14 protein-coding genes are annotated in these 14316 nt (G+C 71.7%); 3 read left to right on the plus strand and 11 right to left on the minus strand.

The features are described 5' to 3' along the window. Window positions 1-6: 6 nt before the first annotated feature. From BLV01_RS17570 to lptD, 8 genes are all read right to left on the minus strand, one after another. Window positions 7-690 carry a hypothetical protein gene (locus BLV01_RS17570; RefSeq protein ID WP_091802670.1) on the minus strand — a complete coding sequence of 228 codons (684 nt, stop codon included), beginning with the start codon at window positions 688-690 and terminating at the stop codon, window positions 7-9. After that, window positions 687-1349 (minus strand): DUF1287 domain-containing protein, encoded by a 663-nt coding sequence (locus tag BLV01_RS17575; protein WP_254782678.1) that lies wholly within the window; start codon window positions 1347-1349, stop codon window positions 687-689. The genes BLV01_RS17570 and BLV01_RS17575 overlap by 4 nt, the downstream gene beginning before the upstream one ends. Before the next feature lie 177 nt (window positions 1350-1526). Beyond that, window positions 1527-2390, minus strand: coding sequence for a symmetrical bis(5'-nucleosyl)-tetraphosphatase (locus tag BLV01_RS17580; protein ID WP_091802676.1), 864 nt, complete (start codon window positions 2388-2390; stop codon window positions 1527-1529). 13 nt (window positions 2391-2403) lie between these two features. After that, window positions 2404-2787: a Co2+/Mg2+ efflux protein ApaG gene (apaG, locus tag BLV01_RS17585; protein WP_091802679.1), complete on the minus strand. Its 384-nt coding sequence runs from the start codon at window positions 2785-2787 to the stop codon at window positions 2404-2406. 139 nt (window positions 2788-2926) lie between these two features. After that, window positions 2927-3772, minus strand: coding sequence for a 16S rRNA (adenine(1518)-N(6)/adenine(1519)-N(6))-dimethyltransferase RsmA (gene rsmA, locus BLV01_RS17590; RefSeq protein ID WP_091802682.1), 846 nt, complete (start codon window positions 3770-3772; stop codon window positions 2927-2929). After that, the gene (pdxA, locus tag BLV01_RS17595) at window positions 3769-4776 is read right to left on the minus strand and encodes a 4-hydroxythreonine-4-phosphate dehydrogenase PdxA (RefSeq protein ID WP_091802685.1); all 1008 of its coding nucleotides are present in this window, start codon (window positions 4774-4776) and stop codon (window positions 3769-3771) included. The genes rsmA and pdxA overlap by 4 nt, the downstream gene beginning before the upstream one ends. A gap of 1 nt (window position 4777) precedes the next feature. After that, entirely contained in the window at window positions 4778-6136 is a 1359-nt protein-coding gene (locus tag BLV01_RS17600) for a peptidylprolyl isomerase (RefSeq protein ID WP_091802687.1), read from the minus strand. Further along, complete coding sequence (gene lptD / locus BLV01_RS17605) at window positions 6133-8694, minus strand: LPS assembly protein LptD (protein WP_091802690.1); 2562 nt, start codon at window positions 8692-8694, stop codon at window positions 6133-6135. Before lptD ends, BLV01_RS17600 begins: the two co-directional genes overlap by 4 nt. A 175-nt stretch (window positions 8695-8869) precedes the next feature. Here lptD and msrB point away from each other — a divergent pair, with 175 nt between their 5' ends. Continuing rightward, window positions 8870-9298, plus strand: a complete 429-nt coding sequence (gene msrB / locus BLV01_RS17610; RefSeq protein WP_091802830.1) for a peptide-methionine (R)-S-oxide reductase MsrB — start codon at window positions 8870-8872, stop codon at window positions 9296-9298. A 119-nt stretch (window positions 9299-9417) separates the two neighbouring features. On the opposite strand, the gene BLV01_RS17615 is transcribed toward msrB, so the two are convergent. The 3 genes from BLV01_RS17615 to BLV01_RS17625 are packed head-to-tail and all read right to left on the minus strand — an operon-like array spanning window position 9418 to window position 11507. Further along, complete coding sequence (locus BLV01_RS17615) at window positions 9418-10332, minus strand: histone deacetylase family protein (RefSeq protein WP_091802693.1); 915 nt, start codon at window positions 10330-10332, stop codon at window positions 9418-9420. Between the two features lie 4 nt (window positions 10333-10336). Next, window positions 10337-10891 carry a cob(I)yrinic acid a,c-diamide adenosyltransferase gene (locus BLV01_RS17620; protein WP_091802696.1) on the minus strand — a complete coding sequence of 185 codons (555 nt, stop codon included), beginning with the start codon at window positions 10889-10891 and terminating at the stop codon, window positions 10337-10339. A 25-nt stretch (window positions 10892-10916) separates the two neighbouring features. After that, complete coding sequence (locus tag BLV01_RS17625) at window positions 10917-11507, minus strand: hypothetical protein (protein WP_091802699.1); 591 nt, start codon at window positions 11505-11507, stop codon at window positions 10917-10919. 324 nt (window positions 11508-11831) lie between these two features. On the opposite strand from BLV01_RS17625, the gene ubiH reads away from it, so the two are divergent. Both ubiH and BLV01_RS17635 read left to right on the plus strand, forming a co-directional pair. Beyond that, entirely contained in the window at window positions 11832-13106 is a 1275-nt protein-coding gene (ubiH, locus tag BLV01_RS17630) for a 2-octaprenyl-6-methoxyphenyl hydroxylase (protein ID WP_175486076.1), read from the plus strand. After that, entirely contained in the window at window positions 13103-14302 is a 1200-nt protein-coding gene (locus tag BLV01_RS17635; protein WP_091802706.1) for an FAD-dependent oxidoreductase, read from the plus strand. Before ubiH ends, BLV01_RS17635 begins: the two co-directional genes overlap by 4 nt. Window positions 14303-14316: the final 14 nt, after the last annotated feature.

Here is a 14316-nt window from a genome sequence, read left to right on the forward strand (position 1 = left end):
CGCCGCTCAGGGGCGGGGATCGGTTTCGCCGCGGGCCGGCGCAGGCGCGTCATCCGCATCGGCGCCTGCGTTCAACGGCAGCAGGAAGCGATGGCGGGTGGCGTCGGCGTCCGCTGCGGCGGACCAGTCGGCGAACGCGGAGATCGGCGGCTGCGCCTGCCTGATCGCGTCGCCGAAGCGGGCATAGGCCGCGGCGTCGCCGAGCAGCGAGCCGATGCACAGGTGCGGGCCGCATTCGAACTGCTCGATCGCGAGTTCGAGTCGGGACGCAGCGATGGTTCGTTGCAACTGCGAACGGAAGCCCGCCGTGCGTTCGCGCGCCTCGTTGCTGGCGGCGCTTTGCTCGCGCAGTTCGGCCAGCGTCGTATCGAAGGCGCGCTCGACGATGCGGTCGGTGGCGTTCGGGCCGGTCGCGGTCGCGGCGGGTCCGGCGGCGGCTGCTGCTGCGGCCGCGGCGCGTTGCGCGGCAGCTTCTACGGCAGCCTCGGCCTCGGTCTGCGAGTGGCTGAGGTTGGTGCGCACGATGTCGGTCAACACCAGCGCCACGATGACCGCCGCGCCCATCAGCAGGATCGGGCCGGGCCTGTGCCGGGTGTACTCGCGCGCATCGATCTGCGCGGCGAGGCGACGATTGGGCCCGCCCTTGACCGGCGCCGGCGTCTGCGGCGTGGGCGTCTCGGGCGAGGTCATCTGTTCGCGACCGCCGGCGGCAGCTGCGGGCGATAACGGCCGGTGACGGTGTAGGCGAACAGCACGTCTTCCTCCTGCGTCCCGCGCGCGATGTTGTGCAGGACCAGCGGCCGGCGGCGGTCCCGGGAACGGCGGTCGGAGACGATGCCGATGTGGGTCTGGCCGCGGCCGAGGTCCCAGGTCACCACGTCGCCGGCGCGGTAGTCGGCGGCGTCGGCGCTGACCGGCAGCGACCAGCCCTGGCGTTCGAACCAGCGGCGCAGGTTGGGCACGCGGCGGTGGTCGATGCTGCGGTCGGTCGCGCTCGCCCGCCACAGCGACGGGTAGGCGGCGAAGTCCGCGCGCATGTCCTCGTGCACGCGCTGTTGCAGGTCCAGGCCCTGCACGCGCAGGGCGCGGATCACCACGTCGGTGCAGACGCCGCGGTCGGGCGCGACGTCGCCGCCGGGGTAAGCCAGTCGCACGTAGGCCGGGTCGTACAGGCGCACCACGCCGACCTGGGCGCGCGCGGCGGCGACCAACGGCGGCGACGGCGTCGCCGGTTCGGCGGAAGCCGGCGGCGCAGCCTCGGCGGCCGTGCGTCCGGCCGGCGGTGCGGCGGGTTGCGAGCAGCCAGCGGCGAGCGCGGCGAGCAGCAGCAACGGGGCGAGAAGCCGCAACGGCGCGGACCAGTCGCGCGTGGACGCGCGCGCCGGCGCTGCGGACGGCCGCGTCGCGGCCGCGAGCGATGCCGCGCGCGCCGGCTCAGGCGCGATCGCGCGACTGGGCCGCGTGGCCCGCGGCTGCTGCGGAGGCTGCTGCGATCGCGACCGTCCCTGGCGCATGCGCGTTCCCCGTCAGCCCGGCTGGCGCGGCGGCCGCGGCCGCGGCGGATTCGCCGGCACGTCGCGGCCGGGCACCTGCACCAGCCGCAGCTCGTCGGTGTCCAACTGCAGCGCGGTGAGCTTGCCGCCCCAGACCGCACCGGTGTCGATGGCGTGCACGCCGTGGCCGATGAACAAGCCCAGCGTGGACCAGTGCCCGCACACGATCTTGAGGTCGCGCTCGGCCCGGCCCGGCACTTCGTACCAGGGGTACAGGCCGACCGGCTGGGTGCCCGGCGCGCCCTTGTCCTCGAACGCGATGCGGCCGCGCGGGGTGCAATAGCGCAGGCGGGTGAAGATGTTGATGATCGCGCGGTGGCGGTCGATGCCGGCCAGCTTGGGATTCCAGGCCGGGCGGTCGCCGTACATGTTCTTGAGCAGGCGCCGGTACTGGTCGCCGTGCAGCCGTTCCTCGACCTCGCGCGCATGGCGCTCGGCCATCGAGGTGGTCCACTTCGGCGCCATGCCGGCGTGCACCATCATCCAGCCGAGGCTGCGGTCGGCATGCACCAGCTTCTGCATGCGCAGCCAGTCCAGCAGCGATTCGCCGTCGGGCGCCAGGACGATGCGCTGCAGGTCGGGATTGACCTTGCGCTTCTCTTCCTCGGTGCGCTGGCCGATCGCCAGCAGCGACAGGTCGTGGTTGCCGAGCACCACGGTGCTGTGCTCGCGCAACGAGTGCACCAGCCGCAGGGTTTCCAGGGATTGTCCGCCGCGGTTGACCAGGTCGCCGCAGAACCAGAGTTTGTCCTGCGCCGGATCGAACTTCAGCCGCTCCAGCAGTCGCTGGGTGGCGTCGTAACAGCCCTGCAGGTCGCCGATTGCCCAAACGCTCATGTGCCGTCCGCGCTCAGTGCAGGGTACGCGGGATGGTCAGGGTGAACGTCGGCACCGGCGCGTCGAAGCAGGTGCCGTCGTCGGCGACCATCGCGTACGTGCCTTCCATCGTTCCCAGACTCGTCTCCAGCACCGCGCCGGAGGTGTATTCGTAATCGTCGCCCGGACGCAGCCACGGCTGCTCGCCGACCACGCCGTCGCCGCGCACTTCCTGCACCTTGCCGTTCGCGTCGGTGATCACCCAATGGCGCGAGACCAGGCGCGCGGGCACGGTACCGGCGTTGCGGATGTGGATGGTGTAGGCGAACACGTAGCGATCCTGCTCCGGAGCGGATTGGTCGTCCAGGTAGCGGGTCGCCACGTCGATGTCGAAGACGTATTCGGTGGGGCGGTTCATGGCGGCAGTTTAAGCAAAGCGGGGATGAAGCGGGAATGAGTCGTCGCGGCGATGCGCGACGCCGCGGGCGGGCGAAAAACGCGGCTGCGGCGGCGCCGTGCGGGCAGGCGCCGCGGCGGCGCGGGCGAGGGCGTCGCCCTCAGGTCGCGGAGGGATCGGGGAGGACCTTGTCGTGGGCGCGCAGCCAATTGGCCAGGCGCACGAACTGCGCCACTTCCAGTTGTTCGGCGCGCGCGTCGGGACGCACGCCGGCGGCTTCGATCGAGGCGCCGTCGCAGACCAGCGAGAGCGCGTTGCGCAAGGTCTTGCGGCGCTGGCCGAAGGCGTCGCGGACCAGCCGCGCGAACAGCGCGCGGTCGTCGATGCCGATTCGGTCGGGCGCCAGCGGGATCATCCGCACCACCGCCGAATCGACCTTCGGCGGCGGCCGGAACGCGCCCGGCGGCACGTCGAACAGCGCGATCACCTGGCAATACGCCTGCAGCATCACGCTCAGGCGGCCGTAGACCTTGCTGCCGGGGCCGGCGGCCATGCGGTCGACGACTTCCTTCTGCAGCATGAAATGCATGTCGCGGATCGCCGCGGCGTGCTCCAGAGCATGGAACAGGATCGGCGAGGACAGGTTGTAGGGCAGGTTGCCGACCAGCCGGATCGGCCCGCCGTTGTGCGCCAGGGCACTGAAATCGACCGTGAGCACGTCGCGATGAATCACTTCCAGCGTGCCGTGCGCGCGCGCGGTTTCGGTCAGCGGGAAGATCAGGTCGCGGTCGAACTCGATCACGGTCAACTCGCCGTGGCGGTCCAGCAGCGGGAAGGTGATCGCGCCCTGGCCGGGGCCGATCTCGACCAGACGGTCGTGGGGCTGCGGGTCCACCGCGTGCACAATCATCGCGATGATGTTGGCGTCGTGCAGGAAGTGCTGGCCCAGATGCTTCTTGGCCTCGGGCTTGAAGCCCTTGGCGTGGGTCTTGGCGGTGCCGGTCATGGCGAGCCTCCGGGCGGGTTGCGGTCGCTGCGGGTCGTGCGGACGTGGGCGATGCGCGCGCAGGTCTGCGCCGCGGCGATCAGGCTGGACGGGTCGGCCAGGCCGCGCCCGGCCAGGTCGAGCGCGGTGCCGTGGTCGACGGCGACGCGCGGGTAGGGCAGGCCGAGGGTCAGGTTCACCGCGCGCTCGAAGCCGCTGTACTTGAGCACCGGCAGGCCCTGGTCGTGGTACATCGCGACCACGGCGTCGAAGCCCCGCAGCTTGGCCGGCAGGAACGCGGTGTCGGCCGGCAGCGGGCCGACCAGGTCCAGGCCTTCGCCGCGCAGCGCGGCCAGCACCGGCTCGATCACCTCGATCTCCTCGCGCCCCAGGTGCCCGGCTTCGCCGGCGTGCGGGTTGAGGCCGAGCACGGCGATGCGCGGGCGGTCCAGGCCGAAGTCGCCGCGCAGGGCGGCATGGACGATGCGCAGGGTGCGCGCCAGCGGCTGCGGCGCGATCGCGTCGGCGACCTCGCGCAGCGGCAGGTGGGTGGTGGCCAGGCCGACCCGGACGATGTCGTTGGCCAGCATCATCACCACCTCGCAGCCGGCCTGCTGTGCCAGCAGCTCGGTGGTGCCGGTGTAGGCGATGCCGCCTTCGTTGATGACCGCCTTGTGCACCGGGCCGGTGATCACGCCGTCCAGGCGTCCGTCCAGGCAGGCCTGGGCGGCGTCGCGCAGGGCCTGGATCACGGCCGCGGCGTTGCCCGGCTCGGGCGTGCCGAAGGCCGGGGGCACGGGATTGGGGATCTCGACCACGGCCACTTCGCCCGGCGCCCGCGAGGGGCGGTCCGGCGGCAGCAGGGTCAGCGGCAAGGCGAGGGCGTCGGCCGCGGCGCGCAGGCTGCGCGGGTCGGCGTAGCAGATCAGGTCGTAGTCGCGCGGCTGTTGCAGCAGCCGCACGCTCAGCTCCGGCCCGACGCCGGCCGGCTCGCCCGGCACCAGCGCGAGCCGGGGCGGGGTCACGTCAGCTGCCCTTGGTCGGCAGCGTGGTCTCGGTACCCGGTTGGTTGCCTTCCGAGCCCTTGCCCATGCGGAAGTCGACGTAGGCCTCGCTGCGCTTCTCGCGCAGGAAGCGGTTCCATTCTTCTTCCAGCTTGCGCCGGCCGATGGTCTCCTGGACCTGGGCGCGCTTGCTCTGGTTGGACACGTCGCTCTCGCGGGTGCCCAGGCGCTGGACGATGTGGTACCCGGCGGTGGTGTGGATCGGCTGCGAGACTTCGTTGTCGGCCAGGGCCGCGACCGCGCCGCCGAACTCGGGACCGAATTCGTCGCGCATGAACCAGCCCAGGTCGCCGCCCTTGCTCTGGGTGCCGAGGTCTTCGCTGCTTTCCTTGACCACGTCCTCGAACTTGGCCCCGCCGGCGATGCGCGCGCGCAGGGTCTCGGCCCGCGCCTTGGCCTGGGCTTCGGTGGCCTGGTCGCCGACGCGCACCAGGATGTGGCGGGCGTGGTATTGGGTGACCATCTGCGGGCCGGACTGCGAGGCGTCGCGCACCTCGACCAGCTTGAGCAGCTGGAAGCCGCTCGGGCCGCGCAGCGGCGTGGTGACCTGGCCGGCCTTCATCGACTTCATCATGTCGGCGAACGCGGCCGGGATCTCGTCCACGCTGCGCCAGCCCAGGTCGCCGCCTTCCAGCGCGTTGGGGCTGTCGGAATAGCGCACGGCGGCGGCGTTGAAGTCCATCTCGCCCTTGTCGATCAGCGCCTTGACGCCGTCGACCTTCTTCTGCGCGGTGGCGATCTGCTCGGCGGTGGCGCCTTCGGGCAGGGCGATCAGGATGTGGGCCAGGTGGTACTGGGTGCCGGTGCTGGCCTGCGCGGCCAGGGCGGCGTCGATTTCGGCGTCGCTGACCGAGACCCGGGTCTGGGCGAAGCGCTGGCGCAAGCGCTGGACCAGCAGTTCGTCGCGGATCGAGTTGCGGAAGTCGGCGTAGGAACTGCCGTCGCGGGCCAATTGCTGGCGCAGCTGGTCGACGCTGATGCGGTTGGACTGGGCGATGCCGGCGATGGCCTGCTCGATTTCCTGGTCGGTCACGCGTACGCCGGTGCCCTGGGCCTGGGCGACCTGCAGCTTGAGCAGGATCAGGCGCTCGAGCACCTGGCGTTCGAGCACGTCGCGCGGCGGCAGCTGTTCGCTGCGGCCGGCGTACTGGCTGAGGATGTTGGCGACCGCGCGATCGAGCTCGGTCTTGAGGATGACGTCCTCGTCCACGACCGCGGCGATGCGGTCGATCGGCTGCAGCTCCTGGGCCTGGGCGACGCCGATCAGCAGGCCGGTGGCCAGGACGCCAGCGGTCAGGGCGCGGGCAAAACGATTGTTCATAGGGTCGGGTCGAGGATGGCCTCGTCGCCGCCCGGACCGCGGTTTTCGCGGCTGACCGAGGGGGACGGAGGCGTCAAATAGAGGTCGTCGCGGTTGTAGCCGAGAATAGCACGGCGCAACACCCGCTCCGTGTTCTGGCCCGCCGAGCCTAGGCCCTTGAGTTCGAACTCGACCTGAAACGAGCTGTTCAGCTCTTCGGAGCGGTTGCGCTGGTAGCGACGGGCGATGGCGCGCACGGCCAGGCAGCAGCTTTCCCACTGCACGCCGGCGATCTGCTCGAGCGAGCGGCTGTCCTTGATCGAGTAGTAGTAGCGCCCGACCACGCTCCAGTTGTTGTTGATCGGGTACAGGAACGACACGTCGGCCTGCTCGTACTGGTCGGCGATGTCGCTCGGCGAGCCGGGCGGCGCGGCGAGGTTGCGGCGGTAGCGGTAGGCGAAGTTGACCACGCCGGTGTTGCGGAACAGGTAGCGCGCGCGCAGGGTCGCGACGTCCTCGCTGCGCAGGCGCGGGTCCCACTGGTAGGTGGCGTTGATGGTCCAGCGGTCGGTCGGCGAGACGCTGACGTCGGCGACCCAGGCCGACTTGCCCTGCTTGATCGGGGTTTCGGCGCCGGCGACCACGCGGATGTCGTCGAAGTACTGGATCTGGCCGAGGCTCGCGGCCAGCCGCTCGCGGCCGTCCTCGGAGTTGATCAGGCGCGTGGTCAGCGCGGTGGTCAGCTGGTTGGCGTCGGTCTGGCGGTCGGCGCCGGAGTAGCGGTTGTCGCGGAACAGCGCGCCCCAGCTGAACGACATCGGGTTGGTGTCGAACAGCGGGATCGAATCCTGGTCGCGGTACGGCGCGCGCAGGTAGAACACGCGCGGCTCCAGGGTGTGCACGTAGTTGTCGCCGCGGATCACCGTCTCGCGGTCGAAGTACAGCCCGGCGTCGATCGAGGTGATCGGCAGGCTGCGGGTCGGCGACTTGTCGTAGAAGCTGCGCACCAGCTCCGGCGTCTTGACCGTGCCGGGGTTGTTGGCGACGAAGCTGTTGGCGCGGGCGTCGGCGATCTGCGCGGCCATCTCGCCGTCGAGCTCGTAGGCGGTGTAGCGCCAGGCCAGCTTGGGCCGGATGAACCAGGCCGCGCCCTCCAGCGGGAAGCTGATGTAGGGCTTGACGTCGAAGCGGCTGCCGCCGGGAATGCTCTGGCGCCGGCTTTCCGGGATGCCCGGGGTGGGATCGTTGGCGACGAACTTGAGGTCGGCGTGCTGGAAGCGCACCGCCTCGGTGTCCACGCCGGTCTCCAGCCACGGCTGCACCGGCTGCGCCCAATGGAAGGTCGCGCGCGGCAGGCGGTCGAAGGCCAGCGAGTTCTCGCGCAGGGTGAAGTCGGCGAGCTGGTTGTGGTCGGCGATGATGCTCGCGTCCCAGTAGCGGCCGCGGCCGTACAGGCCGACTTCGCTGCGCAGCGAGATCGTCGACTGGCCGTACAGGCTGTTGCTGAAGTCCTGCAGGTAGTACTTGTCGCTGACCCAGGCCAGGTTGGCGCCGGCGTACCAGGTGCCGTCGAAGCGGTGCACGCCCTTGAACGCGAACTCGCCGCGGTTGTCGCGCGGCATGTCGTCCTTGGGGATGGTCGGCAGCGGGTCGCCGGTGCGGATGTAGTAGGTGTAGCGGTCCGGGTCCTTGCGCGAGAGGTCGTCCTTGGGCATCCAGTTGACGTAGGTCTCGCCCGAGCCGTTCTCGTACAGCCAGCGGAACTCCACGCCCAGGCTCTCGCCGCGCCGGCTCATGTAGCGCGGGAACAGGGTCGCGTCGTAGTTCGGCGCCAGGTTGAGGTAGATCGGCTGGCGCCAGTCGAAGCCGTTCTTGCCGGACATGCCGATGTTCGGATACAGCAGGCCGGTGCGGCGGCGGTCGTCGACCGGGAACATGAACCACGGCACGTACAGCACCGGCACCTTGCCGATGCGCAGGGTGGCGTTGCGCGCCACGCCCATGCCTTCCTCGGTGTCGATGTCGATGCGGTGGGCGCGCAGTTCCCAGGCGCGCTGGTTCGGCGCGCAGGTGGAATAGGTGGAGCTCAGCAGCGAACCCTTGGCGCCGTTGAGCTCGATCCGCTCGGCGCCGCCGTTGCCGCGGCGCGAGGTCAGCTGGTACTCGACGTCGTCGATCTGGTGCTTGTCGGCGTTCTGGTCGCCCTCGGCGTGCTCGGCGACCAGGCGCATGCTCGAGTCCTGGTAGCGGACGTGGCCCTCGGCGGTGTACTTGCCGCTTTCCTGGTTGTAGCTGAGCTTGTCGGTGCCGAGGAACTGGTCGCCGCGGCTGAGCCGGACGTTGTCCTGGACGACGATGTTCTGCTCGTCGCCGGCGCGCTCCAGGGTGCCGCCGTCGATCGCGGTCGGCTGGCTGGCGCGCTGGTCGGCGGTGCCGGTCGGGGCGGGGGCGTCGTTGAAGGACGGGACCGCATCGATCAGCGGGCACAGTCCCCAGTTCTCGTTGTCGTCCGCCGCGTACGCGGGCAGGGCGATGGCGATGCAGAGCGACAACGGGAGCAGGCGGAGGGGTTTGCGCACGCGAGCATCCGGCAGACGGGGAAAAACGGCGGTTAGCTTGCCCCATCCCTTGCAAGCGGGCAACGCGAACGCCATCTGGGAGTCATCGGCGTTCATCTTGCAAGTTTCGCCGGACCGGCCGGGATTCCCCGCCGATCGCGCCGGCAACGTGGCGCCGTCCACCCAGGAGGAGAGCATGAGCCAGCACCCCGTCCCCGATCCCGCCGTCCCGGTCGAGAAGACCGAAGCTGAATGGCGCGAGCAGCTGTCGCCGGAGCAGTACGCGATCTGCCGCTGCTCGGCCACCGAGCGGGCGTTCACCGGCCGCTTCTGGAACCACAAGGACGCCGGCACCTACACCTGCGTGGCCTGCGGCGAGCCGCTGTTCGCCTCCGACACCAAGTACGACTCCGGCAGCGGCTGGCCGAGCTACTACCAGCCGATCCGCCCCGAAGCGGTCAGCGAACAGTCCGACGAGAGTCACGGAATGCGCCGGATCGAAGTCAAATGTGCGCGTTGCCAGTCGCACCTGGGGCACGTGTTCCCGGACGGGCCGCGCCCGACCGGGTTGCGTTATTGCATCAATTCGGCGTCCCTGGACTTCCAGGCCAAGCCCGAAGCCTGATCGAGCCGGCCGACGTCCCCCTGTAGGAGCGGCGCAAGCCGCGACCGCAGGGTGGCCGGTCGCGCCGCAAGCCGAGTATCGCGGCCGCGACCCGCGTCGCCCCCGCCGGGGCGGTCCGCTCAGGCCAGCATCGCACCGACGTGGGCGACGGCGCTTTCGCGCAGGGCGGCCAGGTCGTAGCCGCCTTCGAGCATCGACACCACCCGCCCGGCCGCATGGCGCTCGGCGATCGCCACCAGTTCGGCGGTGAGCCAGGCGAAATCCTCGCCGTCGAGTTCGATCTGCGCCAGCGGGTCGCGTTTGTGCGCGTCGAAGCCGGCCGAGATCAGCACCAGTTGCGGACGGAAGCCGTCGACGATCGGCAGCAGGCGCTCGCGCCAGACCCGGCGGAAGCCCGCGCTGCCGGTGCCCGCCGGCAACGGCGCGTTGACGATGTTGCCGACGCCGCGCTCGTGGGCGTAGCCGGTGTCGGGATACAGCGGCAGCTGGTGCGAGCTGACGTACAGCACGCGCGGGTCGCTGTCGAAGATCGCCTGGGTGCCGTTGCCGTGGTGGACGTCGAAGTCGATCACCGCGACCCGCGCCAGGCCGTGCTTGTCGCAGGCGTGGGCGGCGGCGACGGCGATGTTGTTGAACAGGCAAAAGCCCATCGCCGCGTGCACGGTGGCGTGGTGGCCGGGCGGACGCACCGCGCAGAAGACGCGGCGGTCCTCGCCCTTGAGCACGCAGTCGACCGCGGCCACGCCGGCGCCGGCGGCGCGCAGCGCGGCCTCGGCCGAGCCCGGCGCCAGCACGGTGTCGGGGTCGAGCTGCACCGGGCCGTCGACCGGCGTGTCGAGCACCAGCGCCAGCAGTTCGTCGGAGTGCGCGCGCAGCAGTTGGCCGCGGCTCGCGGCCGGCGCCTCGTGCCAGTGCAGGCGCTCGGCGAAGGCCTCGCGCAGGGATTCGGTCACCGCCACCAGCCGCAGCGGCCGCTCGGCATGACCCGGGCCGGGGTCGTGGCGGGTGCAGGCCGGATGCGTGTAGACGCGCACGCGGTCAGGCCTTGCGGCGCTCGTGGTTCCAGGTGACCTCGCCGTGGCCGCTGGCGCGCGCGAGCACGCGCGCGATCACGAACAGCAGGTCGGACAGGCGGTTGAGATAGCGCACGGCTTCGGGCCGGATGTCCTCGACCCGCGCCAAAGCCACGGTCTCGCGCTCGGCGCGGCGGACCACGGTGCGGGCGATGTGGCAGCGCGCGGCGGCCTCGCCGCCGGCCGGGAGGATGAACTCCTTGAGCGGCGGCAGGTGCTCGTTGTGCGCGTCGAGCCACTGCTCGAGCCGGTCGATGTCGGCGGCGAAGATCGCTGCGTGGCCCGGGATGCACAGCTCGGCGCCGAGGTCGAACATCTGGTGCTGGATCGACACCAGTTGTTCGCGCACGTCGGCCGGCAATTCGGCGGCGAGGATCAGGCCGAGGGTCGAGTTGGCTTCGTCGACCGTGCCGTAGGCGCCGACGCGCGCGGAGTCCTTGCCGATGCGGCTGCCGTCGCCCAGGCCGGTGGAGCCGTCGTCGCCGGTGCGGGTGTAGATCTTGGAAAGGCGGTTGCCCATCGGGTCGATCCGTCCTCGCGGCGGATCAGCGCTTGCGCGCGTCGTCGGACTGCGCCGGCAGCGCGGTCTTGCTGGCCGAGGCGGCGATCGCCTGGACCACCGCGGCGATGCCGACATAGGTCGCGGTGGTGCGCAGGTACGGCAGCAGCCACTCGAAGTAGTTGGCGGCCCAGCCGGCCACGCTCTTGTTCTGCACCGAGTCGGAGATCCAGTAGAAGCTGCCCTGGCTCAGCAACTGGCACAGCGCGACCGAGGCCAGCAGCGCGACCGCGGCCACGCCCACGGTGCTCCAGCTGCGCTTGTAGTTGCGCGCGACGAACAGGCCGCCGGCCCACATCGCGAAGTACGCCGGGACCAGGAACCAGTACGCGGCCGAGACGCAGTAGTGGTCCCAGAAGCTGATGCCCATGCGGCTGATCACCGCGTAGTCGATCAGCACCGCCAGCGCCATCAGCGCCGGGAACGCCCAGCGGGTCCAGTTGCGCAGGTAGAAGCCGCCGATGAAGAACACCGCCCACGAGGCGTCGGGGATCGGCGTCCAGTGATTGACGCGGGTGGCGACCATCAACACGGCCAGCAGGGCGAGGATCAGGCTGTTGCGGGTGTTCGGCTTCATGGATCGGGCTCCGGACGCGGCGGCGTCGATGCGGCCATTCTAAAGAAGCTTGCGGGCGAATGCGCCGGTTGGGGCAGGGGGCAGGGCTAAGTGGTTGATTCTGGAGGTTGAGGCGGAAGCGCCGGGCTGAAGGCCCTCCCACGAAGGCGCGGGCTTCGCCATCGCCATCGCTCTTGTGGGAGGGCCTTCAGGCCCGGTGCTTTTGTCTCGGCCCGCCGCGCCGCCGCGCCTTCGCGACAGACGCTTCGCAAGCGCCGACGTATCATGAACCCCATGACTTCCGACGCCACGCCGCATTCTTCCGCCGGCGCGCCCGACCCCGCCATTCACGCCAGCCACGATGTCCTGATCGTCGGCGGCGGCCTGGTCGGCGCCAGTCTCGCCATCGCCCTGGACCGTATCGGCCTCGACGTGGGCCTGGTCGAGGCCGCCCCGCCCGGGGCGTTGCCGGCGGTGTTCGACGAACGCAACCTCAGCTTCGCCGAAGCCACCCTCAACGCCCTCGACGCGCTCGGCGTGCTGGCCAAGCTGCGCGCGCCGACCGGGCCGATCCGGCGCATCCACATCAGCCGCCGCGGCGATTTCGGCCGCACCGTGCTCGACGCGCAGCGCTACGGCCGCGAGGAATTCGGCCGGGTGGTGGTGGCGCGCGACTTCGGCGAAGCGCTGGAGGCGCGGCTGGCCGAACTGCCGCGGCTGCTGCGCTACCGCCCGGTGCGCTTCGTCGGCTTGGCCGACGGCGGCGACGGCTGGCGCGCGGTGCGGGTGGCCGACGGCGCCGGCGAGCGGATCGTGCGGGCGCGGTTGCTGGTCGCCGCCGACGGCACCCGCAGCGGCGTGCGCGAGGCGCTGGGGATCGGCACCGAGGAACACGACTACGGCCAGACCCTGTTCGTCGCGCGCCTGCGCGGCGAGCGCACCCCCGACGGCACCGCCTACGAGCGCCTGGGCCGCGACGGCCCGACCGCGCTGCTGCCGCGCGGCGACCGCCACTACGGCCTGATCCACGGCGTCGCCAGCGTCGATGCCGACGCGGTCGCCGCGCTCGACGAAGCCGGCTTCCTGGCGCGCGTGCAGGACGCGTTCGGCTGGCGCGCCGGGCGCTTGCTCAGCTGCGGCGCGCGCAGCCTGTATCCGGCGGTGCGGGTGCTGGCGCAGCGCACCGTCGCGGCGCGCGCGGTGCTGGTCGGCAACGCCGCCCAGACCATCCACCCGATCGGCGCGCAGGGCTTCAACCTGGGCCTGCGCGATGCGATGACCCTGGCCGAACTGATCGAAGACCAGCGCCGCGGCGGCGACGCCGATTGCGGCGGCGAGGCGCTGCTGGCGCGCTACCTGGAGCGCCGGCGCGAGGACCGCGAGCGCACCGTGGGTTTCTCCGACGGGCTGGCGCGGCTGAGCGCCAACGACACCGACCTGATGCGGCCGCTGCGCAGCCTGGGCCTGTTCGCGTTCGACCGCCTGGCCAGCGCGCAGTCGTTCCTGGTCGGCGGGGCGATGGGCTACCGCGGCGACGTGCCGGCGCTGTGCCGCAACGACCGCGCCGCGACGGCGCCGGCCGCCGGGGGTTTCGCCGGCGAACGCGGAGGCCGCGCATGAGCCGGCGCGAGATTCTCGATGTGGCGGTGGTCGGCGCCGGCGTGGTCGGCGCGGCCGCGGCGCTGGCGTTCGCCCGCGACGGTTTCGAGGTCGCCCTGGTCGAAGCGCGCGAACCCGCGCCGTGGTCGCCGCCGCGGCCGGACCTGCGCGTATACGCGTTCGCGCCCGACAACGCCGCGCTGCTGCAGGACCTGGGCGTGTGGGGCGCGGTGCGCGATGCGCGCGCGCAGCCGTATCGCGCGATGCGGGTGTGGGATGCGGCCGGCGGCGGCGAGATCGCTTTCGACGCCGACGCGTTCGGCCGCCGCGAACTGGGCTGGATCGTCGAGAACGGCCTGCTGGTCGACCGGCTGTGGTCGGCGCTGCCGCAGGCCGGGGTGCAACTGCATTGCCCCGAGCAGGTCGAGGCGCTGGAGCGCGACGGCAGCGACAGCGTCGGCCTGGCCCTGGCCGGCGGCCGGCGCCTGCGCGCGCGGCTGGTGGTCGCCGCCGACGGCGCCGAATCCAAGCTGCGCCGGCTGGCCGGGATCCAGGCGCCCGCGCACGACTACGGCCAGCGCGGCCTGGTCGCCTACGTCGACAGCGAACGCAGCCACGAGGCGACCTGCTGGCAGCGTTTCCTGCCGGGCGGGCCGATCGCGTTCCTGCCGGTGGCGGGCGACGAGGGCGCGCGCGACCGGCGCAGCTCGATCGTGTGGACGCTGCCCGAGGCCGAAGCCGAGCGCTTGCTGGCGGCGGACGATGCCGCGTTCCTGGTCGAACTCGAACGCGCCTTCGCCGGCCGCCTGGGCGCGCTGACCAAGGTGTCGGCGCGCGCCGCGTTCCCGCTGCGCCGGCAACTGGCGCAGCGTTATGTGTCCGGGCGGGTGGCGGTGATCGGCGATGCCGCGCACGTGGTTCATCCGCTCGCGGGGCAGGGCGTCAACCTGGGCTTGCGCGACGTCGCCGGGCTGCGCGCGAGCCTGCAGCAGGCGCGTCGCCGCGGCGCCGATCCGGGCTCGCCGCACCGGCTGGCGCGCTGGGCGCGCGAGCGGCGCAGCGAGAACGCGCTGGCGGCCTACGGTTTCGACGGCTTGAACAGGCTGTTCTCCAACGACGACCTCGCCGCCACCCTGCTGCGCGGGCCGCTGTTGGGGCTGGCCGGCAAGCTGCCGCCGCTGGCGCATTTCTTCTGGCGCCGCGCGGCGGGCGTGTAAGCCGCACCATCGAC

Origin of the sequence: Lysobacter sp. yr284, from assembly GCF_900107375.1 — a bacterium.
Taxonomy (GTDB): domain Bacteria; phylum Pseudomonadota; class Gammaproteobacteria; order Xanthomonadales; family Xanthomonadaceae; genus Lysobacter.